Source organism: Streptomyces sp. NPDC005791, from assembly GCF_042871485.1.
Lineage (GTDB): Bacteria > Actinomycetota > Actinomycetes > Streptomycetales > Streptomycetaceae > Streptomyces.
The window spans coordinates 164,496-183,583 of sequence record NZ_JBIAIP010000001.1; the positions used below are offsets into that span (position 1 = coordinate 164,496).

Annotated in this window: 19 protein-coding genes; 8 read left to right on the forward strand and 11 right to left on the reverse strand. The window is 71.2% G+C overall.

Translation table 11 applies throughout. The features are described 5' to 3' along the window. Positions 1–16 precede the first annotated feature (16 nt). Positions 17–2,797, forward strand: coding sequence for a glycosyl hydrolase (locus tag ACFYSH_RS00865; RefSeq protein ID WP_359465556.1), 2,781 nt, complete (start codon positions 17–19; stop codon positions 2,795–2,797). Positions 2,798–3,083: 286 nt separating this feature from the next. Then, on the forward strand, positions 3,084–5,684 hold the full coding sequence (locus tag ACFYSH_RS00870; protein WP_388750060.1) for a glycoside hydrolase family 9 protein: 2,601 nt from the start codon (positions 3,084–3,086) through the stop codon (positions 5,682–5,684). A gap of 205 nt (positions 5,685–5,889) precedes the next feature. Here ACFYSH_RS00870 and ACFYSH_RS00875 read toward each other — a convergent pair whose 3' ends face one another. Next, positions 5,890–6,543 (reverse strand): helix-turn-helix domain-containing protein, encoded by a 654-nt coding sequence (locus ACFYSH_RS00875; RefSeq protein ID WP_359465553.1) that lies wholly within the window; start codon positions 6,541–6,543, stop codon positions 5,890–5,892. A 59-nt stretch (positions 6,544–6,602) separates the two neighbouring features. Between ACFYSH_RS00875 and ACFYSH_RS00880 the strand changes: the two genes are divergently transcribed. After that, on the forward strand, positions 6,603–7,556 hold the full coding sequence (locus tag ACFYSH_RS00880) for an NAD(P)-dependent alcohol dehydrogenase (protein WP_388750063.1): 954 nt from the start codon (positions 6,603–6,605) through the stop codon (positions 7,554–7,556). A gap of 18 nt (positions 7,557–7,574) precedes the next feature. Here ACFYSH_RS00880 and ACFYSH_RS00885 read toward each other — a convergent pair whose 3' ends face one another. Continuing rightward, on the reverse strand, positions 7,575–8,228 hold the full coding sequence (locus tag ACFYSH_RS00885) for a response regulator (RefSeq protein WP_388750066.1): 654 nt from the start codon (positions 8,226–8,228) through the stop codon (positions 7,575–7,577). Positions 8,229–8,319: 91 nt separating this feature from the next. Beyond that, positions 8,320–9,975, reverse strand: a complete 1,656-nt coding sequence (locus tag ACFYSH_RS00890; RefSeq protein WP_359465617.1) for a histidine kinase — start codon at positions 9,973–9,975, stop codon at positions 8,320–8,322. A 330-nt stretch (positions 9,976–10,305) separates the two neighbouring features. On the opposite strand from ACFYSH_RS00890, the gene ACFYSH_RS00895 reads away from it, so the two are divergent. Continuing rightward, entirely contained in the window at positions 10,306–10,548 is a 243-nt protein-coding gene (locus ACFYSH_RS00895; protein ID WP_388750069.1) for a hypothetical protein, read from the forward strand. Continuing rightward, the gene (locus ACFYSH_RS00900) at positions 10,538–10,771 is read left to right on the forward strand and encodes a hypothetical protein (protein ID WP_359465546.1); all 234 of its coding nucleotides are present in this window, start codon (positions 10,538–10,540) and stop codon (positions 10,769–10,771) included. Before ACFYSH_RS00895 ends, ACFYSH_RS00900 begins: the two co-directional genes overlap by 11 nt. On the opposite strand, the gene ACFYSH_RS00905 is transcribed toward ACFYSH_RS00900, so the two are convergent. Beyond that, entirely contained in the window at positions 10,746–11,123 is a 378-nt protein-coding gene (locus tag ACFYSH_RS00905) for a hypothetical protein (protein ID WP_388750072.1), read from the reverse strand. The genes ACFYSH_RS00900 and ACFYSH_RS00905 overlap by 26 nt on opposite strands. Then, complete coding sequence (locus tag ACFYSH_RS00910) at positions 11,065–11,418, reverse strand: PRC-barrel domain-containing protein (protein ID WP_359465542.1); 354 nt, start codon at positions 11,416–11,418, stop codon at positions 11,065–11,067. The genes ACFYSH_RS00905 and ACFYSH_RS00910 overlap by 59 nt, the downstream gene beginning before the upstream one ends. A gap of 219 nt (positions 11,419–11,637) precedes the next feature. Here ACFYSH_RS00910 and ACFYSH_RS00915 point away from each other — a divergent pair, with 219 nt between their 5' ends. Further along, positions 11,638–12,255, forward strand: coding sequence for a Uma2 family endonuclease (locus ACFYSH_RS00915; protein WP_388750076.1), 618 nt, complete (start codon positions 11,638–11,640; stop codon positions 12,253–12,255). Between the two features lie 201 nt (positions 12,256–12,456). Here the strand turns inward: ACFYSH_RS00915 and ACFYSH_RS00920 are convergent, their stop codons facing one another. The 4 genes from ACFYSH_RS00920 to ACFYSH_RS00935 form a co-directional block, all read right to left on the reverse strand. Next, positions 12,457–12,627, reverse strand: coding sequence for a hypothetical protein (locus ACFYSH_RS00920; RefSeq protein WP_031093367.1), 171 nt, complete (start codon positions 12,625–12,627; stop codon positions 12,457–12,459). A gap of 114 nt (positions 12,628–12,741) precedes the next feature. Beyond that, entirely contained in the window at positions 12,742–14,262 is a 1,521-nt protein-coding gene (locus ACFYSH_RS00925; RefSeq protein WP_388750079.1) for a PTS transporter subunit EIIC, read from the reverse strand. 35 nt (positions 14,263–14,297) lie between these two features. After that, on the reverse strand, positions 14,298–15,272 hold the full coding sequence (gene murQ, locus ACFYSH_RS00930) for an N-acetylmuramic acid 6-phosphate etherase (RefSeq protein WP_388750082.1): 975 nt from the start codon (positions 15,270–15,272) through the stop codon (positions 14,298–14,300). A 56-nt stretch (positions 15,273–15,328) separates the two neighbouring features. Then, complete coding sequence (locus ACFYSH_RS00935) at positions 15,329–16,246, reverse strand: MurR/RpiR family transcriptional regulator (protein WP_359465534.1); 918 nt, start codon at positions 16,244–16,246, stop codon at positions 15,329–15,331. A gap of 152 nt (positions 16,247–16,398) precedes the next feature. On the opposite strand from ACFYSH_RS00935, the gene ACFYSH_RS00940 reads away from it, so the two are divergent. Both ACFYSH_RS00940 and ACFYSH_RS00945 read left to right on the forward strand, forming a co-directional pair. After that, on the forward strand, positions 16,399–16,767 hold the full coding sequence (locus tag ACFYSH_RS00940; protein ID WP_359465532.1) for a hypothetical protein: 369 nt from the start codon (positions 16,399–16,401) through the stop codon (positions 16,765–16,767). Then, positions 16,764–17,036: a DUF4031 domain-containing protein gene (locus ACFYSH_RS00945; RefSeq protein ID WP_359465530.1), complete on the forward strand. Its 273-nt coding sequence runs from the start codon at positions 16,764–16,766 to the stop codon at positions 17,034–17,036. The genes ACFYSH_RS00940 and ACFYSH_RS00945 overlap by 4 nt, the downstream gene beginning before the upstream one ends. Here ACFYSH_RS00945 and ACFYSH_RS00950 read toward each other — a convergent pair. Both ACFYSH_RS00950 and ACFYSH_RS00955 read right to left on the reverse strand, forming a co-directional pair. Beyond that, positions 16,987–18,237, reverse strand: a complete 1,251-nt coding sequence (locus tag ACFYSH_RS00950) for a Cmx/CmrA family chloramphenicol efflux MFS transporter (RefSeq protein WP_388750830.1) — start codon at positions 18,235–18,237, stop codon at positions 16,987–16,989. The genes ACFYSH_RS00945 and ACFYSH_RS00950 overlap by 50 nt on opposite strands. Positions 18,238–18,336: 99 nt before the next feature. Next, positions 18,337–19,032, reverse strand: a complete 696-nt coding sequence (locus tag ACFYSH_RS00955; protein WP_359465529.1) for a hypothetical protein — start codon at positions 19,030–19,032, stop codon at positions 18,337–18,339. Between the last annotated feature and the right edge of the window lie 56 nt (positions 19,033–19,088).

Genomic DNA, 19,088 nt, shown 5'->3' on the forward strand with positions numbered 1-19,088 from the left:
TGACGAGGTGCTGCCCATGCAAGCCTCCCTCTCCAGACCAGCAGCGGCGACGGTCCTGGCCATCGCCCTGGCCGCCGTGGGTCTGGGCCCTGCCGCGTCCCCGGCGGCAGCCGCCACCATCCCCGCGGGTTCCGGCAGTTACACCGACAGCCGCCCCGCCGGTACGTCCGGTCCCACCACCAACACCGGTGCTCCCGTCACGCCCAAGCTCACGGCGGCGGCCAGGGACAAGCCGGTCCCGACCAACGACTGGTGGTCCTCGCTCGCCTACCAGCGTTACGGCGACAACCCGTACTCCACCCCGATGTACGGGCACCCGCTGACCTACCAGGCGACCTCCGGCGGACTGGAGGTCGGCTACCCGACCACGCCCGCGGTCGTCGGGGAGGGCCGCCAGTACGAGTACGCGCACAAGGCCGACCTCACCGTCGGCCTGAGCGGTCTGAACTCCCCGGACACCAAGGCCGACGCCTGGTCCGACTGGACGGTCACCCCCTACTGGTCGGACGGCGCCCGCACCCTGCGCACGACCATCGGGCACGGCATGCCCTTCGTGTACGCCAAGGGCTCCGGCGGCGACGCCCGCATCAGCACGGCGGGCACCCCCACCGTCTTCGCGGACAACGGCAACGTCCTCGGCATCACGGTCGCCGGCCACCACTACGCCCTCTTCGCACCGACCGGCAGCGACTGGGCCGTCTCCGGTTCCACGATCACCGCGGGCCTCGGCGGCAAGGACTACTTCTCGCTCGCCGTGCTGCCGTCCACGGACGCGCTGGCGACGTACCGGAAGTACGCCTTCAGCTTCGTCACCGGCTCCCAGGTGGCCTGGGAGTCCACCGGCGGCACGGTCAAGGCGACGTACAGCCTGACCACGGAGGCCAAGGAGGGCACCGAACGCGGCACGCTGCAGGCGCTGTACCGCCACCAGTGGCTGCACACCACCGACGCGCTCACGCCGTACACCTACGTCTCCCCGCGCGGCACCATGAAGGTGCGGGAGTCGGCCTCCTTCACCACGAGCCAGAAGAACCAGGGCGTGCTCCCCGCCCTCCCCGCGTCCACCGGGGTCGACAAGGCCCGGCTGACCGGATACCTCAACGAGGTGGCGAACGCCTCCGACCCGTTCTCCGGGGCGAGTGACACGTACTGGACCGGCAAGGCGCTCGGCCGCCTCGCCCAACTGGTGCCCGTCGCCGACCAGATCGGCCAGACAGGTGTCCGGGACAAGCTGCTCGGCCTGATGAAGGGCCGCCTTCAGGAGTGGTTCACGGCGGGCGGCGCATCCGAGTTCAGCTACGACAAGAACTGGAAGACGCTCACCGGCTATCCGGCCTCGTACGGCAGTGACACCGAGCTCAACGACCACCACTTCCACTACAGCTACTACGTCTACGCGGCGGCGATCGTCGCCCAGTACGACCAGGCGTGGGCCGCGGACTCCGCGTGGGGGACCATGGTCAAGACCCTGGTGCGGGACGCCGCCAACCCCAGTCGCACGGACACCGCGTTCCCGTTCCTGCGCGGCTTCGACGTGTACGCCGGCCACAGCTGGGCCTCCGGCCACCAGGGCTTCGCGGCGGGCAACAACCAGGAGTCCTCGTCGGAGTCCGTCAACCTCAGCGCGGGCCTCGTCCTGTGGGGCGCGGCGACGGGTGACACCGGGCTGCGGGACCTCGGCAGCTTCCTGCTGACCACCGAGTCCGAGGCGATCACGCAGTACTGGTTCGACGCCGACCAGCAGGTCTTCCCGGCCTCCTTCGGCCACGACACGGTCGGCATGGTCTGGGGCAGCGGCGGCGCCTACTCCACCTGGTGGACCGCGAACCCGGAGGAGATCCACGGCATCAACGTCCTCCCCGTCACCGGTGGTTCCCTGCACCTGGCCCGCGAGAAGGACGCCATCAAGCGGAACATCGCGGAGATGCAGCGGGAGAACGGCGGACCGGCCGTCGAGTGGCGCGACCTCCTGTGGGAGTTCGAGTCACTGGCCGATCCGGCGGCGGCCAAGGCCAAGTGGGACGCGGGCAACGGTGGTTACACCCCGGAGCAGGGTGAGTCCAAGGCGCACACGTACCACTGGATCACCACGCTCGACAGCCTGGGCGCCCCCGACATGACCGTCAGCGGGAACATCCCGACCTCCGCCGTCTTCACCAGGAACGGCGTGCGGACCTACAGCGCACACAACCACGGCTCCACCGCGCGCACCGTCACCTTCTCCGACGGTGCGACCCTCTCCGTACCGGCCCGTTCCACGGCCACCGGCACGGGTACCGGCGGCGGCGACCCGGACCCCGAGGAGCCGGGCCCGTCCACGGGCAACACCTTCCGGCTGAAGTCGGGCGGCTCCCTCACCACCGCCACGGACGGCGCGGCGGGAGCCGACACGCTGGCCTCGGCCGACGGCGTCAACCGGGACGGTACGCCGTACAGGCCGACGGTCTACGAGATCAAGAAGGTCGACGGGACGCTCGCGGCGGGCGCGTCCACCGCCTTCCGCCTGCGGGTGGACGCGGGCACGAAGGTGGGTCTCGCCCCGCAGGTCAGGGTCAGTTACGACCTCACCGGCGACGGCACCTTCGACCGGACCGAGACCTTCCGTTACTTCGCGACCGACCCGGTCACGGGGTGGGAGGAGTACACCCAGGCCGCGGGCACCAGGTCGGTGACCGGAAGCCTGGGCGACCTCAAGGGCGGAACGGTCCGCCTGGAGATCTGGAACGCGCTGGGCAACGGCACCTCCCAGGTGCAGACCGGCACGGACGCGGCGGTCCTGAAGATCCCGTTCGTCTAGCTCGATCTTTGATCTCGGGGTCTCCGAACGAGTCCTCGTACACGGCGGGTCCCGGAGCTTCAAGCCGGGGCCCGCCGTGTCCGTCCCGGACCCCTGGGCGAACCGGCCGTTCTGTCATGACCCTGGCGGAACGCGCGGCGGACCTCCACAATGCGAGTGGGAGCGCTCCCATTTATGGTCGCGCCGCTCCCGTACCCACCGCATCTGTCGACGAAAGGCCTCACCGGTGAACGCCTCACCACTCTCCGCACGGCTCGTGCGCGCCCGATCCCGGCACGGGAGACGCGTGTTCGGGACATCGGCCGCCGCCTTACTGTTCGCGGCGGCCCTGGCGGTGCCCGGCACGGCCGGTGCCCAGGAAGCCGCACCCGGCCCCGAACAGATCACCAACGGCGACTTCGCCGCCGGTACCGCCCCCTGGTGGTGGACGGCGAACGCGCCGACGGCCGTGTCGGACGGCCGGCTGTGCACCGAGGTGCCCGCCGGTACGGCCAACGCCTGGGACGTCATCGTCGGCCAGAACGACGTCCCGATCGTCGCGGGCGAGAGCTACGAGCTGTCCTACACGGCCAGTTCGACCGTGCCCCTGGCGGCCCAGACCAGGGTCCAGGAGGCGGTCGACCCGTACACGACGGTGCTCGCCACCGCCGATCCGGTGGGCACCGACGCCACACGGGTGACCCGTACGTTCACGGCCTCGGTGGACCTTCCGGCCGCGTCGGTGCAGTTGCAGATCGGCGGCGGTGAGCGGGCGACGACCTTCTGTCTGGACGACGTGTCGCTGCGGGGCGGGGCCGAACCGCCCGTGTACGTACCGGACACCGGGTCGCCCGTCCGCGTCAACCAGGTCGGGTACCTGCCCCACGGACCCAAGAGCGGCACCCTGGTCACCGACGCCGACGCGCCGCTGACGTGGACGGTGAAGGACGGGGACGGCTCGACGGCCGCCACCGGGACGACCGTTGTGCAGGGCGAGGACCCCAGCTCGCATCAGCGGGTCCACACCTTCGACTTCGGCGGTCTCACCACGGCGGGCGACGGCTACACCGTGGAGGTCGACGGCGAGGTCAGCGAGCCGTTCTCGATCCGTGGCGACCTGTACGACGGGTTGCGCTCCGACGCGCTGGCGTACTTCTACCACAACCGCAGCGGCACCCCGATCGAGGCGGAGCTCGTCGGCGAGGCGTACGCGCGCCCGGCCGGCCACATCGGTGTCGCGCCCAACAAGGGCGACACGGACGTCCCCTGCCAGGCCGGCGTCTGTGACTACCGGCTGGACGTGTCGGGCGGCTGGTACGACGCGGGCGACCACGGCAAGTACGTGGTCAACGGTGGTATCTCGGTGGCCCAGCTGATGTCCACGTACGAGCGCACCCTCACCGCCCCGAACGCCGAGTCGGCCGAGCTCGCCGACGGTGAGCTGCGGGTGCCCGAGCGCGACAACGGGGTGCCGGACATCCTGGACGAGGCGCGCTGGGAGATGGACTTCCTGATCAGGATGCAGGTCCCGGCCGGCGAGGAACTGGCGGGAATGGCGCACCACAAGATGCATGACGCCGAGTGGACCGGGCTGCCGATGAAGCCCCATCTCGACCCCCAGCAGCGCGAACTGCATCCCCCGTCGACGGCCGCCACGCTGAACCTCGCCGCCTCGGCCGCCCAGTGCGCCCGGCTCTACGCCCCCTTCGACGCGGACTTCTCGGACCGCTGCCTGCGGGCCGCCGAGACCGCGTGGACGGCAGCGAAGCAGCACCCGGACGTGCTCGCCGACCCGAACGACGGCACCGGCGGCGGCGCGTACAGCGACAACGACGTCTCGGACGAGTTCTACTGGGCGGCCGCCGAGCTGTTCACCACGACGGGCAAGGACACCTACCGCCAGGCGGTCCTCTCCTCCGACCTGCACGGTGACACGGACAAGGTCTTCCCGGCGGGCGGCGGCATCTCCTGGGGCTCCACCGGCGGACTGGGTGTGCTCACGCTGGCCACCGTGCCGAACGGCCTCACCTCGGCGCAGCTCGGTGACGTCCGCTCCGTCGTCACCACGGCCGCCGACCGCTACGCCGCACAGTCCCGTGCGCAGGTGTACGGGCTCCCCTACGCACCCAACGGCGAGGACTACGTCTGGGGGTCCAACAGCCAGGTGCTGAACAACATGATCGTGCTGGCCACGGCCCACGACCTGACCGGCGGTGCCGCCTACCAGGACGCCGTGCTGCGAGGCGCCGACTACCTGCTCGGCCGCAACCCCCTCAACCAGTCGTACGTCACCGGCTACGGCGAGCGGGACTCCCACAACCAGCACCACCGCTTCTGGGCGCACCAGAACGATCCCGCCCTGCCCAACCCGGCGCCCGGTTCGGTCGCGGGCGGGCCCAACCTCACCGCGATCGCCTCCGGCGACCCGGTGGCCGCGGAGAAGCTGACCGGCTGCGCCCCGGCCATGTGCTACATCGACGACATCGGTTCCTGGGCGACCAACGAGATCACCATCAACTGGAACGCGCCGCTGGCCTTCATCGCCTCCTACCTGGACGACGCGGGCGACGGCGGACGGACCGGTCCGGCCCGCGCGTGCGAGGTCACGTACTCCTCGCACCCGTGGAACAGCGGTTCGACCGTGACGGTCCGCGTCGAGAACACCGGCTCGGAACCGGTCTCGCCGTGGTCACTGACCTGGCTGCTCCCCGGCGAGCAGCGGCTGAGCCACACCTGGAGCGCGGAGTTCGACCAGTCCGGCCGTACGGTCAGTGCCACACCGCTGGCGTGGAACCGGACCCTGGCGCCGGGTGCGGCGGTCGACTTCGGCTTCAACACCTCGGCCTCGGGACCGGCACCGGACCCGGGGGCGTTCAAGCTGAACGGCCGGGCCTGCACCTCGGGCTGATCCCGGCGTAGAAGCCGTACGGGCCCGGCGCGGTCACGGGATGTGTCTCAGCGCCGGGTCCACACGCCCCGGGCGTGGCCGGTCCGCTCCGGCCGGCCGCTGCGCCGTACCCACCGATGACGTACGGCGCCGGGTGGAAGTCCCGTTCGCCGCGCGGCCGCAGCTCGGAGTCCAGGGCTTGAGCCCCGGGCGCTGCCCGGCGACCTCATCCTGTGGCGCCGCCGATCTGCCGGAGGTCCAGCCGTGCGGGCGGCGGCAGGGGGGCCGCCGTCTCGGCGCGGAAGGACTGCAGGAGATAGCCGGCCAGCCGCCGGGACGCCCTGGCCGCCTCCTCGCCGGAGCCGACCGTGACCCCGCAGTTGGCGAGCAGCAGCAGGGTGACGTCGCTCGGTGCGAAGTCCTGGCGCAAGCCGCCCGCGTCCTTGGCCCGTTGCACCAGCAGGGCCAGATTCTCCTCGGCGCGGGAGCGTTCGAGCGCGAAGTCCGCCTGGCCGGGGAACTCCGTGAGGAAGGCCTGCGTGAACCCCCGGTCCGCCGCCTGCATCAGGCAGACCTTCTCGATCACCGTGCAGAAACCGCGCCAGGGGTCCGGATCCGCCAGCCCGTCGTCGAGCACGGACACGCAGTGGGTGAGCTCATCCGCGAACGCCTCCGTCACGAGCGAGTCGCGGGTCGGGAACCGCCGGTAGAGCGTGGCGACGCCGACCCCGGCCCGCCGGGCGATCGCCGCGACGGGGACGTCGATGCCCTGCACGGCGAACGCCTCACGCGCGGCCTTGAGGATGCGGTCGCGGTTCTCCCTGGCATCGGCGCGCAGAGCGCCGTCACCGGGCCGCTTCTGAGAGGTCTGATCAGGCATGTTTCTCACTTCCAGCCAAATGGAGGGGGGCGTCCGGTTACGTGCGTAGCCTGACGGACATGAACGACATGCGCGCGGCGCTCTACGACAGCTACGGCCCTCCCGACGTGCTCTACGTCGGCAGGGTCCCGGTACCGGAACTCCGGCGGGGCCAGGTGCTGGTCCGCGTCCACGCGGTGAGCGTCAACGGTGGTGAGCTGCACGGCCGCGCGGGACGCGTCCGCCTCGTGACCGGCCGCTCCTTCCCGCAGCGTACGGGGCTCGACTTCGCCGGAGAGGTCGCCGAGGTGGACCCCGCGATCACCGGACTGCGGCCAGGCGACCGGGTCTGGGGCGTCCTGCCCCGCACGTTCGGCAGCGCGGCCGAATACGTGGCGGTACGCCCCCGGAACCTCGCGTACGCCCCCGAGAACATCGGCCTCGTCGAAGCCGCTTCCCTCCCTGCGGGCACGACCGCCATCACGGCCCTGCGGAGCAAGGCGCGGCTCAAGGCGGGTGAACGCCTGCTCGTGCGCGGTGGCAGCGGAGGGATCGGCAGCATCGCCGTCCAGCTCGGCAAGGCCCTCGGCGCCCATGTCACCGCCCTCGCGGGCGCGAAGAACCTCGACCTCGTCAGGGAGCTGGGCGCCGACGAGGTCCACAGCTATGCGACGACCGGACCGTCCGACCTGGGCCGGTTCGACGTCATCATGGACACGGTGGGCACCGGACTCCGCGCCTTCCGGCGGCTGCTGGCACCGGGTGGCCGCATGGTCTCCATCGCCTTCGACGTCGACCGCGTCGCCGCGAGCCTCGGCTATGTGCTCGCCTCCACGGCCCACGGCCGGGGACGCGTCCGCTTCTTCAGCGGCAACCCGAAGCACGATCTGCTCGCCGAACTGACCCGTCTCGTGGAGAGCGGAGCCGTCCGCCCGGTCGTGGACACCGTCCACCCGCTCGCCGGCATCGCCGACGCCCACCGGGCGCTGGAAGCGGGCGGCGTACGCGGCAAGCACGTGATCCAGGTGGTCTGATCGGCCCTCGGGGCCCACTCACACACCGAGGCCGGCGTCCCGCGCCAGCAGCGCGGCCTGCACCCTGTTCTCGCACTCCAGCTTGGCGAGGATGCGGCTCACATACGCCTTCACCGTCGCCTCGCTCATATGGATGCGCTGACCCGCGTCCGCGTTGGACAGCCCCTCGCCCAGGAGGGCCAGGACTTCGCGTTCGCGGCCCGTCAGTTTCTCTAGCCGGCGGCGGGCGTCCTCCGCGCGCGGGGTGGCCCCGCCGGAGGCCAGCGAGTCCACGACGTGCCGGGTAGCGCCCGGCGACAGATACGCCTCCCCGCCCGCCGCCGCCCGCACCGCCCGTATGAGCTCCGCCGGCGCCGAGTCCTTCAGGAGGAAGCCCGCGCCTCCTCCGGTCAGGGCCCGCAGCACGTTGTGCCGTTCCCCGAACGTCGTCAGGATCAGAACCCGCACCTGAGGGGCCGTCCGGCGCAGCTCGGCCAGGGCCGTCAGTCCGTCCATGACCGGCATCTGGATGTCCAGCAGCGCGACGTCGACCCGCTGGGACCGGGCGAGTTCGACCGCCTCACGGCCGTCGGCCGCCTCCGCGACGACGTCGATGTCGTCGGCCGAGGAGAGGATCATCCGGATGCCCGCACGGATCAGCGGCTCGTCATCCGTCACAAGAACCCTGATCACGACTCTCCTGAGCGGTCCTGAGCGGTCATCTCTGCGGGCATCCGGCCATCATCCCCGATCGCCCTGCCTGCCGGGCCGGATTCCTGCTCCCTCAAGCCGTCTCGAAGGACTTCTTCTCGATCAGCTTGCCGTCCTTGAAGCAGAACCGGAAGACCGGCTCCGCGTCCCAGCCGCTCCCGAAGTCCGTGGAGAGGAGGGTGAGACACTCCGCACCGTCGGGCACCGGCGGTGCGTTGTCGCCCGGCCCGGTGTTCATGAACGAGTCGCCCTGCGGCAGCTTCTCGCGGACCGATTCCTCGGACTGACCGATCTTCACGGCGTCGTACTGCGCGGGCTCGATCATCGCCTTGTCCGCCTCACGTACGAGGAAGATCCCCGCGACGACCACCGTGATCACGAGTACGACGGCGACGAGAGCCACCACTCCGCACCCGATGGCTATGCCGTTGCCCCTCTTGGTCCTGTTCACTGCCTTGGCCAACTCCTTCGGGAGACCGTTCCAGTCGATGACCGGATCACTCTCACCCGTGGAGCCGGCCGAACTCTGCTCCCGAAAGTCGTCCGGCGGTGCGACGAACGTCGTCCTCGCGTCACCGGGCGACGCGTACGGCAGGACGGCGGCCAGTCTGAAGCCACCGTCGGCCGTCGGGCCCGCGTGCACCATGCCGCCGACGAGCCGTGCCCGCTCCTCGAGACCGGTCAGCCCCTGGCCCCCGCTCGCCACACCGTCGCGCACCGGCTCCGCCACCGGTCCGTTGGCGACCTCCACGACCAGCGAGTCGGGCTCGTACCGCAGACCGATGGTGATCCCGGCCCCCGGCGCGTGCTTGTGGGCATTGGTCAGGCCCTCCTGGACCACGCGGTACGCCGCGTGGTCGGCGGTCGGAGCCAGGGGACGTACTTCGCCCGAGCGCCGGATCTCCACGGCCGTGCCCGCGCTCCGGGACGTATCGGCCAGGCTGTCGATGCCCGCCACGCCGCGTGACGGCGGCCCGGGGTCCTCGGCTCGCGGGCTCCCGCCGGCCCTCGGCGCGTCGGCGCCGTCCCGCAGCACGCCCACCACGTCGCGCAGCTCGTGCATCGCGGCCACCGACGCCTCCCGCAGCACACCGACGGCCTCCCGCTGCTGCCCCGTCAGGCCGCGGTCCACCTCCAGCGCACCGGTGTGAACGGCGATCAGCGCGAGTTGGTGGCCGAGGCTGTCGTGCATGTCCTGCGCGATGCGCTGACGCTCCATCATCCTGGCCTGCCCGGCGATCATCGCCCGCTCGCGCAGGAGCTGGGCGTTGTACTCCTGGAGGGTGTCGGTCAGTGTCCGGCGCTGCGACCAGTAGCGTCCCGCGAGCCCCGGAACGACGAGCGCGAGCAGTATGAACGTCCCGGCGATGCCCAGGATCGGCAACGTCACGTGCGTCTGCTCCCACACGGCGGTCAGGCCGAGGCAGAGGGCATAGGCCAGGCCGAAGACGCCGCACGCCCTGCCGAGCCCGTCGATCCGCCGCCCGGCCGACCAGGCGACGACGAGGAGGAGGGGCGCGAAGCCGGAGAGCGGCGCCGAGCCGACCGCGGCCGCCAGCAGCACGGACGCGGGCAGCCCCCGGCGCAGGAGCGACAACAGTCCGGCCACCAGCGCGATACCGACGGCCTGCACCGTGCTCATGTCGTCCGCGAGCCCCGCGCCCACCGCCAGCAGCGCGAGCGCCAGGCTCAGGAGCGATTCGCCGACGATGCGCCGCGCCGGCCACATTTCTGGGGCGAGAAGGGCTCGCCCCGGCACGGCGGACCAGGACACCAGCCGCGTCCTCACCGCCGATGCCGGGGATGCGGGATGTACGGGGGCCATGGAATCCAGACGAGTCACGCGCCCACCGTAGAGACACCCGGCAGGGCACCGCTGTAGCCGTTGGTAGCGACGCCGGCCGACGAAAGTCGTTGCCCCCGCGGTCGTCACGGGTGCTCGAGGCGGTGACGTCGATGCGCGTGCGGGGCGCGAGAACCCGCGCATCCGCCCCCGTGACGAGGAATTGGCCACGCTGAGTATGCATAGCCACTACGCAGCGTGGAAATGGGGGAGATCATGATGACGGCTACGGAACGGCGCAAAGAGGCAGCGGGCAGAGTGCGGGCTGCGGAGGACGCGGTGGCGCGGCTGCGGGCGGGACTCGCGGGGATCGGCGTGAAACTGCCGTCGCTGCGGATCGACCCGGTGTCGTGCGCGGGGGACGAGCCGGTGCCGCTCGTCGACCTCGGCCGGTGCTCGATCGAGACGGCGCTGCGGCTGGCCACTGAACTCGAGGCGAAGGCCGCACATGACGGTTGAAGGGCTGGAGCCGTGCACACCCGCGCCCGGAACGTTCGCGATGGACGGACGGGACGGCAGGGTGGGCCGGGTGATGGGCCGTGTCGGGCCCAACGTACAGCTGCGCCCGCCGGGCGGCGGAGCGGAGTGGGACTGCCCGCCGGAGGCCGTCCGGCCGGCCCCGCCGGGGCTCGTCCTGCGGGCCCGGGTGCGGGAGATCAACTGGGAGGGGCGGCTGCCGTGACACGGTCGCGGGGGGTCGGCCGCAGGTGGAGCACCGTGAGGACGGCGTACGCCGGCGGGAGGGCCAGGGCGCCGGTCAGCAGCAGGGCGGCGGCGATCGGGGCGAGGAGCCCGGCGACGTACGCGGCGTAGGTGTTGTCCGGGCCCCACTCCAGGAAGGCGGCGACCGTGCCGGAGCGCAGGGGTCGGGTGGCTGTCGGCTCTCCCGCCGGGCCCGTGGCCGGAGCACCGACGACGGCGGGGCCGGCTCCGTGGAAGGAGCCGACCCGGCCTCTGAGCGATGGTGCGTCAGGATCACATGATGCGGTAGCGGTCGTAGTAGCTGCCGACCTGGGCGTGATAGCCGGGGTCACCCGCGTGCTTGTGCCTGTCGAACTCCGGGGAGTCCTTGATCTGGTCCTTGGTCAGGTCGACGAACACCGTCTTGTGCTCCAGGTCGATGCCCTTGACCGTGCCTGCCGGAAGCAGGACCTCCTTGCCGAAGATCCAGACCCCGGTGTCGACGACCAGGTAGGCGGAGCCCACCTCGTCGGAGTGCTTGTCGACCTTGCCGATGCTTCCGTCCGTCGCCTCGACCGAGAATCCGGTCAGATCGGCGCCCGCGGTGTGACCGCTCGTAGGCTGGTAGCCCCACAGGTTGTCGCTCATGAAATGGCTCCTTCCTCGTCGGTTCATCCGGCACGGCGAACTCATCGCGATGAGGATGAATGCCGCTCAGTACTTCGGCTGCCCTCGCTTTTCCGTTCCATACCCGCGCCTTGGATCGGTGCGTGCTCCACACGATCGTGGGAGGCTGAGGGAAACGGCGGATGCCGTACGAACGTCGATCTATGCTCCCGGGCGTGGCCACAGGAGGAGGGGCCTGCGATGACCGCCGCGATGGTCGAGAACGATCAGGACTCTGAAGGCCGCCCGTGGGACTACCTGCTGCGGACCTGGCAGGAATTGGACGTGCCCGAGGGGTGGCGCGCCGAGATCGACGAAGGCCAGATCGTCTTGGTACCGCCGCCTCATGCGCACCACAACGGCATCGCCGAAAGGGTGCAGCGTCTTCTCTACAGGGGCCTCACCGGTGAACTGGGGATCTACCAGACCCTCGGTGTGCATGTCGCGCCGCTCGACAAGCTCTACGTGCCCGACCTCGTCGTGATGCCGACGGAGCTGATCGCAGCCGCCGACCCGGAGACCAGCGACCCGCTGGACGCGTCGGAGGCCCTGCTGATCGTCGAGATCACCTCCAAGGGGAACGCTCGGGAGGACAGGACGAAGAAGTACCGCGCCTATGCGCGGGCAGGGGTCCCGATGTACCTGCTCATCGACCGGTTCGACATGCGAGGGGCGATGGCAACGCTCTTCACGGAGCCGAACGAGGACGGAACGTACAAGCACTCCGACGCCGTGCCCTTCGGGAAGCCGCTCACGCTGCCCGATCCCTTCGACGTCACCCTGCTCACCGCCGACTTCCCGGCCCCGCGCCTGTCCTGAGGGCGAGGCCCGGCGCCGCGCGCGTGACTCGTCCCGACGCATCGGTCTGTCGCCTCGTAGGAAACGTGTTCTGCGTCCCCATGCGACGCCCGCACCTTTTCCGTCCGCATCGAGGTGAATTCGGCGCACGTAGAAAGAAAGGCGGGTGGCTCAGGAACCGAAAGGTCCTGAGCCACCCGCGTCAGTGTTGGTCGAGGCCGTTTACCAGCGGTACCACCGGCCGCGCTTGCCGCCGCCGGCTGCCGGACGGACGAAGAATCCGATAAGCCACACCACGAGCACGATCACCGCGATCCACCACAGTGCCTTGAGTGCGAAACCGGCACCGAAAAGGATCAGAGCGAGCAGAAGAACGAGAAGCAGGGGAACCATTGTTATCAACCTCCGAGACATCTGGTGCCCGGCAATCCATTTCCTACACACAGGTGTTCGTGCGAAGAATCCTGCGTGCTTCTCGTGACCGCCCGGGAGCCGGCCGGCGGCCGGTCAGACGCCCGCCGGCTCCTTCGCCGAGGTGTCTCCGGAGGCTGCGGCGGCCGGGCCGGTGGACGGGCCCGCCGGAGCCGGTGACGGGGCCGGTTCCGGCGAGACGTCGAACTCCGTCAGCAGCGCCTTGCTGAAGCCGAAGAAGTACGTGGCGGCGAAGCCCGCGACGTAACCGACGAGCAGGCCGCCCGCGTAGATCGCGATCGTCGACCCGAGGCCGTGGTTTCCGTCCAGCAGCGGGAACAGGGCCCAGCCCGACGGGCCGATGGCTGTCGAGCCCACCGAGTCGCCGAGCTGGTTGAACAGCCCCACGAAGCCACCGCCGAACGCGCCGCCCACACAGGCCGTGACGAACGGGCGGCCCAGCGGGAGCGAGACGCCGTAGATCAGGGGTTCGCCCACGCCCAGCAGGCCCGCGGGCATGGCGGACCTGATGGTCCTGCGGATCGACTCGTTGCGGGGAAGGCGGAGGTAGACCGCGGCCGCCGCGCCGACCTGGCCGGCCCCGGCCATCGCGAGGATCGGGAGCAGGACCGTGAAGCCCTGCTGCTCGATCAGCGTCGTGTGGATCGGGATCAGGGCCTGGTGCAGGCCCAGCATCACCAGGGGCAGGAAGAAGCCGCCGAGCAGGAAGCCCGCGCCCGCGCCGCCCGTGGAGAGCAGCCAGTCGGCGAACGTACCGATGGCGGAGGAGACCTCACCGGCCACGTACATCAGGCCGAAGATCGTGACGAGGCCGGAGATCAGCACCGTGAGCGTCGGGGTGACCAGGACGTCCAGCGCCTCCGGCACCCAACGGCGGCACCACTTCTCGACGTACACCGCGAGGACCGCCGCACCGAGGGCGCCGAGGACGCCGCCCTGGCCCGGGGAGAGCGTCTGGCCGAAGGCGTCGATGTTCGCGACGCCAGGGAAGACGATGATCGCCGCGACCGCTCCGCCGAGGATCGGCGTCCCGCCGAACTCCTTCGCCGTGTTGTGACCCACGAAGACCGCGATCAGGGCCATGAACCCGGAGGCCATCGCCGCGAGGGCGGGGGTCACCGAAGTCAGCCGGCCGAGGTTCACCAGCAGGCCGTTGAGGCCGGCGATGATGCCGCAGCCGATCAGGGCGGGGATCAGCGGGACGAAGATGTTCGCGATCCTGCGCAGGAACAGCTTGAACGGGGTGGAGTTCTTCGCCTTCCGCTGCGCCTTGATGGCCGCACCCTTGTCGGCCAGCTCCTCGGCCGTGTGGACGGGCGCGGGCTCGGCCGCCCGGCCCTCCTCGACCAGCTGCTCGAACTCGGGGGTGACCCGGGCGACGGTGCCCGGGCCGAGGACGATCTGGTAGGTGTCGTCCTCGACCACGCCCATCACGGCGGGGACCGCCTTGAGGGCCTCGTCGTCGACGAGGGAACGGTCGTGCAGGCCCAGCCGGAGCCGGGTCATGCAATGGGCGATCGAGTCGACGTTCGCAGCGCCACCGACGAGCGGCAGGATCGCGGCGGCAGTGGCGCGGTTCTTGTCTTCAGTAGCCATGGTGCGTGGTGCCTTGCTGTGCGGGGAGTGGAGCGTCAGGTGGTGCGGACGGCCGCGAGTGCCGCGCGGAGGTGGCCGTGGGACTCGGCGAGGAGCGTGGCGGCCGTGGGGCCGTCGACTCCGCCGAGGATCGTGAGGATGGCGTCCTTCACCTCGCCGTCCGTGGCGGCGAGCGCCGCCTCGATCTCCTGGTCGCAGGCCCCGGTGGCGAGGGAGACGATCCGGCGGGAGCGGGCGCGCAGCTTCTCGTTGGAAGCGCGTACGTCGACCATGAGGTTCCCGTACGTCTTGCCGAGCCGGATCATCGTGATCGTCGACAGCATGTTCAGGACGAGCTTCTGCGCCGTGCCCGCCTTGAGACGGGTGGAGCCGGTGAGCAGCTCGGGGCCGACGACGATCTCCAGCCCGTGCTCGGCCGCTTCGGCGAGCGCGGAGTCCGCGTTGCAGCTGAGACCGATGGTGAGGGCGCCCTTCGTACGGGCGTGCTCGACGGCCCCGACGGCGTACGGCGTGCGGCCGGAGGCGGAGATCCCGACCACTGTGTCGTCGGCGGTCAGGTCCAGCCCGTCCAGGTCGGCGGCGGCCAGTTCCGTGCTGTCCTCGGCGCCCTCCACGGCCTTCACCATGGCGGACGGGCCACCCGCGATCAGGCCGACGACCTCGGACGGGTCGGTGTTGAAGGTGGGCGGGCACTCGCTGGCGTCGAGCACACCGAGCCGGCCGGCGGTGCCGGCGCCCGCGTAGATCAGCCGGCCGCCCCGCGCCATGCGCTCGGCGGTGGCGTCGATCGCGGCGGCGATCTGCGGCAGCTTCTCGGCGACGGCGGCGGGGACGGTCGTGTCCTCGCCGTTCATGATGCGGGCTATCTCCCGTGTCGGCAGCTGGTCGATCTCGGCGAACTCCGGTCGGAACGCCTCGGTGGTGAGGGTGGCGAGCTGGGCGCGCAGTTCGCCGTAGCCGTCGGGGGTGGAGGCGCCGGCGTCGGCGTTCGCGTCGGTGGTGGAGGTCATGGACAGCGCTCTGCTTTCTCGTGCTCGTTCTCGTACGGTTCCGGGTGCTGCCGTGGTCAGCGGCTGCGGGGGGTGTGGCGGTGGGCGAGCGCCTCGTACGAGGCGGACAGTGCGGGGGCGGCCGTCTCGTACGTCCGCTGGGCGACTCCTATGAACAGACAGTCGACGACGAGGAGTTGGCTCGTGCGGCTCGACATGGCGGCGGGCCGCAGCTCGCTCTCCCGGGCGGTGGACGTGGTCAGCACGTGGTCGGCGTACTGCGAGACCGGTCCGTCCGGCCGGCCGGTGATCGCGACCGTCGTCGCGCCACGGTCGAAGGCGACCCGGAGCGGCTCTATGACGTCACCGGTGGACCCGGAGTGCGTGATCGCGATGGCCACGTCCCCGGAGCGGAGCTGCACCGCGTTGGTCACCGCGAGGTGCGGGTCCATGTGCGCGTGGGCTATGAGGCCGATCCGGAGCAGCTTCTGCGCCAGGTCCTGGCCGACGAGGGAGGACGCGCCGACGCCGTAGATGTCGATGCGGCGCGCGGTCGCGGCGGCGGCCACGGCCGCCCCGAGCTGCACCGTGTCCAGGCCGGCGGCCGTGTCGGCGAGGGTCTGCTGCTCGTCGTGCGCGAGCTTGGTGACCACGTCCGCGATGGGGTCGTCGACCGCGATGTCGGCCGTGACGGCGGGCGCCCGGCCCGACTGCTGGTGGGCGGCGAGCCCCGCGAGCGCGAGCCGCAGGTCCCGGTAGCCCGGGTAACCGAGGAGGCGGGCCGTGCGGACGACGGTCGCCTCGCTGGTGCCGGTGAGCTCGGCGAGACCGGTGACGGTGAGGGCGGCGCACCCGGCGGGGTCACCCGCGACCGCTTCGGCGACCCGCTGCATGGAACGGGTCATGGACGGAGCGAGGGTCCGCACCTTCGCGGCGAGGGCGGCAGGGGCGGGCGGCGAGTCGGCCTTGAAACTTTCCTTCACGTCATTGGTCACCCTTGAAAGTTATTTCCAACCTTGCGCCCCGTCAATCCCTCATCGGTCGTTGGGGGATCGGGGGCAGGGAAGTGGGTGATATGCCCGTTCCTGGTGTCCGTGGCTCCCCGGCGACCCGGCTCGGGGTCACCCGGGCGGGGGACAATGGGGGCATGGAGTTGAACAGCCTTGAGCAGGAGCTGCACACCGCGCGTGCGCTGGTGATGGCCGATCTCGTCGCGGGTGATGTGGCCGAGGCCGGGATCGTCTCGATGGTCGAGGACGCGGTCGCCCACCGGCGGTGGTGGGTCGAGCAGTGGCCCGAAGGTGTGTCCTTCGTCACGGGGCTCGTGGCGCAGGACGTCCAGGACGCGCTCCTGGAGCAGCACGGGCGTTGGCCGTTGTGCCCGGTGTGCACGGACGACGGGCCGCACGCCCTGGACGTCGAGCCGGAGCTCGGCCCCGATCCCCACTGGGTCTGCACGAAGGCGACGGTGTCCGTCGCCCCGGTCGGGTCGCTCGCCGAGGTGTTCGGCCGGTGACCGTCTACATCGACCCGCCGACCTGGCCCGGGCACGGCCGGATGTGGTCGCACCTGGTCAGCGATGTGTCGTTCGAGGAACTCCACACCTTCGCCGCCACGATCGGCTGCCCGCCCCGCGCCTTCGAGCGCGACCACTACGACGTGCCCGAGGCGCGTTACGCGGACGCGGTGCGCGCCGGGGCGCGGGAGGTCGGGTCGAAGGAGATCGTGCGCCGGCTCACCGACGCGGGGCTGCGGCGGCCGAAGGGACGGCCCGCCCCGGGGTGACCTGCCCCTCGCCGAGGGGCGCCGGTGTGCTCGTCGCGATGCGGCGCGACGGCTTGCCGTCGCCGCCCAGCCGCAGGGACACCGTCACGGCCACCAGGCCCAGCACCAGCATCGCGGCGCCCGCCCAGGCCGTTGCCCGGAAGCCGAAGTCCGCGTCGATCACCGCACCGCCCAGCCACGGGCCGCTCGTGTTGCCCAGGTTGAACGCGGCCGTCGTCGTCGCACCGGCCAGCGTCGGCGCGACGCCCGCGACGTTGAACATGCGGGCGTTCAGCGCCGGGGCGGTGTAGAACGCGGACAGCCCGAGCAGGAACGCCAGGATGATCACCGCGACCTGGTTCGACGCGAACTGGGCGAGTGCCACCAGGAAGACCGTCGAGGCGCTGATGCCGCTCAGCAGCACACCGAAGAGGTGCGCGTCCGCGACCCGGCCGCCGATCGTCGTACCGATCACCGCGCCGACGCCGAACAGCGCGAGCACCCAGGGCACCCAGCCCGAGCTCAGCCCCGCCACATCGGTCAGCAGCGGCGCGAGATAGCTGAAGGCGCAGAACACACCGCCGGCCGCGAGAGCCGTGATCACGATGGACAGCCACACCTGCCGGTCCCGGTAGATCGCCACTTCCCGCTTGAGCTGCGGCTTCTCGTCCGGCAGCGGAATGCGGGGGATACGGGTGACGACGCCGACCAGTGCCACGGCCGAGGCCGCGCCGACCGCCCAGAACGCCGAACGCCAGCCGAAGCTCTCCCCCAGGAACGCGCCCAGCGGTACACCCAGCACATTGGCGATCGACAGCCCGCCGATCATCACGGCCATCGCCTTGGCCCGCGCGTTCACCGGCACCATCGCGATGGCCACCGCCGCGCCCACCGCCCAGAAACCGGCGCACGCCAGCGCACTCACCACCCGCGAGACGAACAGCACCTCGTACGTCGGAGCCAGCGCGCCCGCGACCTGGCCGAGACCGAAGACCGAGATCAGCGCGATGAGCGTCGTACGGCGTGGCAGCCGCAGTGTGGCGACGGCCAGCAGCGGCGCGCCGACCACCATGCCGATCGCGAAGGCCGATATGAGGAGCCCGGCCTGCGGGATCGACACGTCCATGTCGTCGGCGATGGGCGGCAGCAGCCCGGACAGCATGAATTCACTGGTGCCGAGGGCGAAGACCGAGAGGCCGAGGATGTAGACGGCCATCGGCATACGGGGTCGGCCGGAGGCGGTGGGGGCGGAGGGGACAGGGGGGACGGAATCAGGCATGACAATGGGTAACAGTGGTTACCGCCCTGCCATTCCCTTGTCTCAGTGGGTGAGCAGGTCCAGTTCGGTGGTGAGGTTCTGCCGGGCCCTTGGTTCCCACTCCGCCGAACCGTGGGGTGTACGGAACAGCCGGGGCAGCTCCAGCAGCTGCCGCAGGACGGCCGACCGGCCCGCGCGGAACGCGTCGTCCGGGACGAAGCCGTACTCGTCCCGAACCTGCGCCGCGTACGCCGCGTACTCCTTGGGGGCCGCCGCCAGGATCGCGAGGTCCGCGTCGCACAGCACCGCGCCGTTGGTGTCGCCGGCCGCGGGGTCGTGGGTGACGGTGAGCCGGACCAGTCGGGCGACCTCGGCCGTCGCCGAGGCCGGGACACCCGCCTCGGGCAGGGCCCGCTCGGCGAGGGCGGCGCTGCGCTCCTCGTTCTCGGAGCGGTCGGGTCGGTAGACCGCGTCGTGGAACCAGACGGCGAGGCGCACCAGGTCCGGGTCGGCGGCGTGACCGGCCAGGCTGTCGACGCGGTCGAGGACCTGCGTCAGATGAGCGGTGGTGTGGTAGCGCCGCTGGGGCTCGGCCCAGCGCGCGAGGAGGGCGTCGGCGTACGGGTCGGGGTCGGGCCCGCGGTCCGTACCGCCGCGCGCGGCGAGCAGGGCCTCGCGCCAGCGGCCACGGAGTGCGCCGGCGGTGTGCGGGCCTACGGAGGTGCCGCTCGCGGATGTGTCGGGGGCGCTGTCGCTCATACGCCGAGGGTAGGGCGTACGCCCCGCGTGCACGGCCCTCCGACCCGGCCATGCCG

Excerpts from the sequence above, each read along its gene's own strand:
- ACFYSH_RS00865 (WP_359465556.1), top strand. The coding sequence starts at position 17 with ATGCAAGCCTCCCTCTCCAGACCAGCAGCGGCGACGGTCCTGGCCATC.
- ACFYSH_RS00875 (WP_359465553.1), bottom strand. The coding sequence starts at position 6,543 with ATGCCTGATCAGACCTCTCAGAAGCGGCCCGGTGACGGCGCTCTGCGC.
- ACFYSH_RS00880 (WP_388750063.1), top strand. The coding sequence starts at position 6,603 with ATGAACGACATGCGCGCGGCGCTCTACGACAGCTACGGCCCTCCCGAC.
- ACFYSH_RS00890 (WP_359465617.1), bottom strand. The coding sequence starts at position 9,975 with ATGTGGCCGGCGCGGCGCATCGTCGGCGAATCGCTCCTGAGCCTGGCG.
- ACFYSH_RS00895 (WP_388750069.1), top strand. The coding sequence starts at position 10,306 with ATGATGACGGCTACGGAACGGCGCAAAGAGGCAGCGGGCAGAGTGCGG.
- ACFYSH_RS00900 (WP_359465546.1), top strand. The coding sequence starts at position 10,538 with ATGACGGTTGAAGGGCTGGAGCCGTGCACACCCGCGCCCGGAACGTTC.
- ACFYSH_RS00910 (WP_359465542.1), bottom strand. The coding sequence starts at position 11,418 with ATGAGCGACAACCTGTGGGGCTACCAGCCTACGAGCGGTCACACCGCG.
- ACFYSH_RS00915 (WP_388750076.1), top strand. The coding sequence starts at position 11,638 with ATGACCGCCGCGATGGTCGAGAACGATCAGGACTCTGAAGGCCGCCCG.
- ACFYSH_RS00920 (WP_031093367.1), bottom strand. The coding sequence starts at position 12,627 with ATGGTTCCCCTGCTTCTCGTTCTTCTGCTCGCTCTGATCCTTTTCGGT.
- ACFYSH_RS00925 (WP_388750079.1), bottom strand. The coding sequence starts at position 14,262 with ATGGCTACTGAAGACAAGAACCGCGCCACTGCCGCCGCGATCCTGCCG.
- murQ (WP_388750082.1), bottom strand. The coding sequence starts at position 15,272 with ATGACCTCCACCACCGACGCGAACGCCGACGCCGGCGCCTCCACCCCC.
- ACFYSH_RS00940 (WP_359465532.1), top strand. The coding sequence starts at position 16,399 with ATGGAGTTGAACAGCCTTGAGCAGGAGCTGCACACCGCGCGTGCGCTG.
- ACFYSH_RS00950 (WP_388750830.1), bottom strand. The coding sequence starts at position 18,237 with ATGCCGATGGCCGTCTACATCCTCGGCCTCTCGGTCTTCGCCCTCGGC.
- ACFYSH_RS00955 (WP_359465529.1), bottom strand. The coding sequence starts at position 19,032 with ATGAGCGACAGCGCCCCCGACACATCCGCGAGCGGCACCTCCGTAGGC.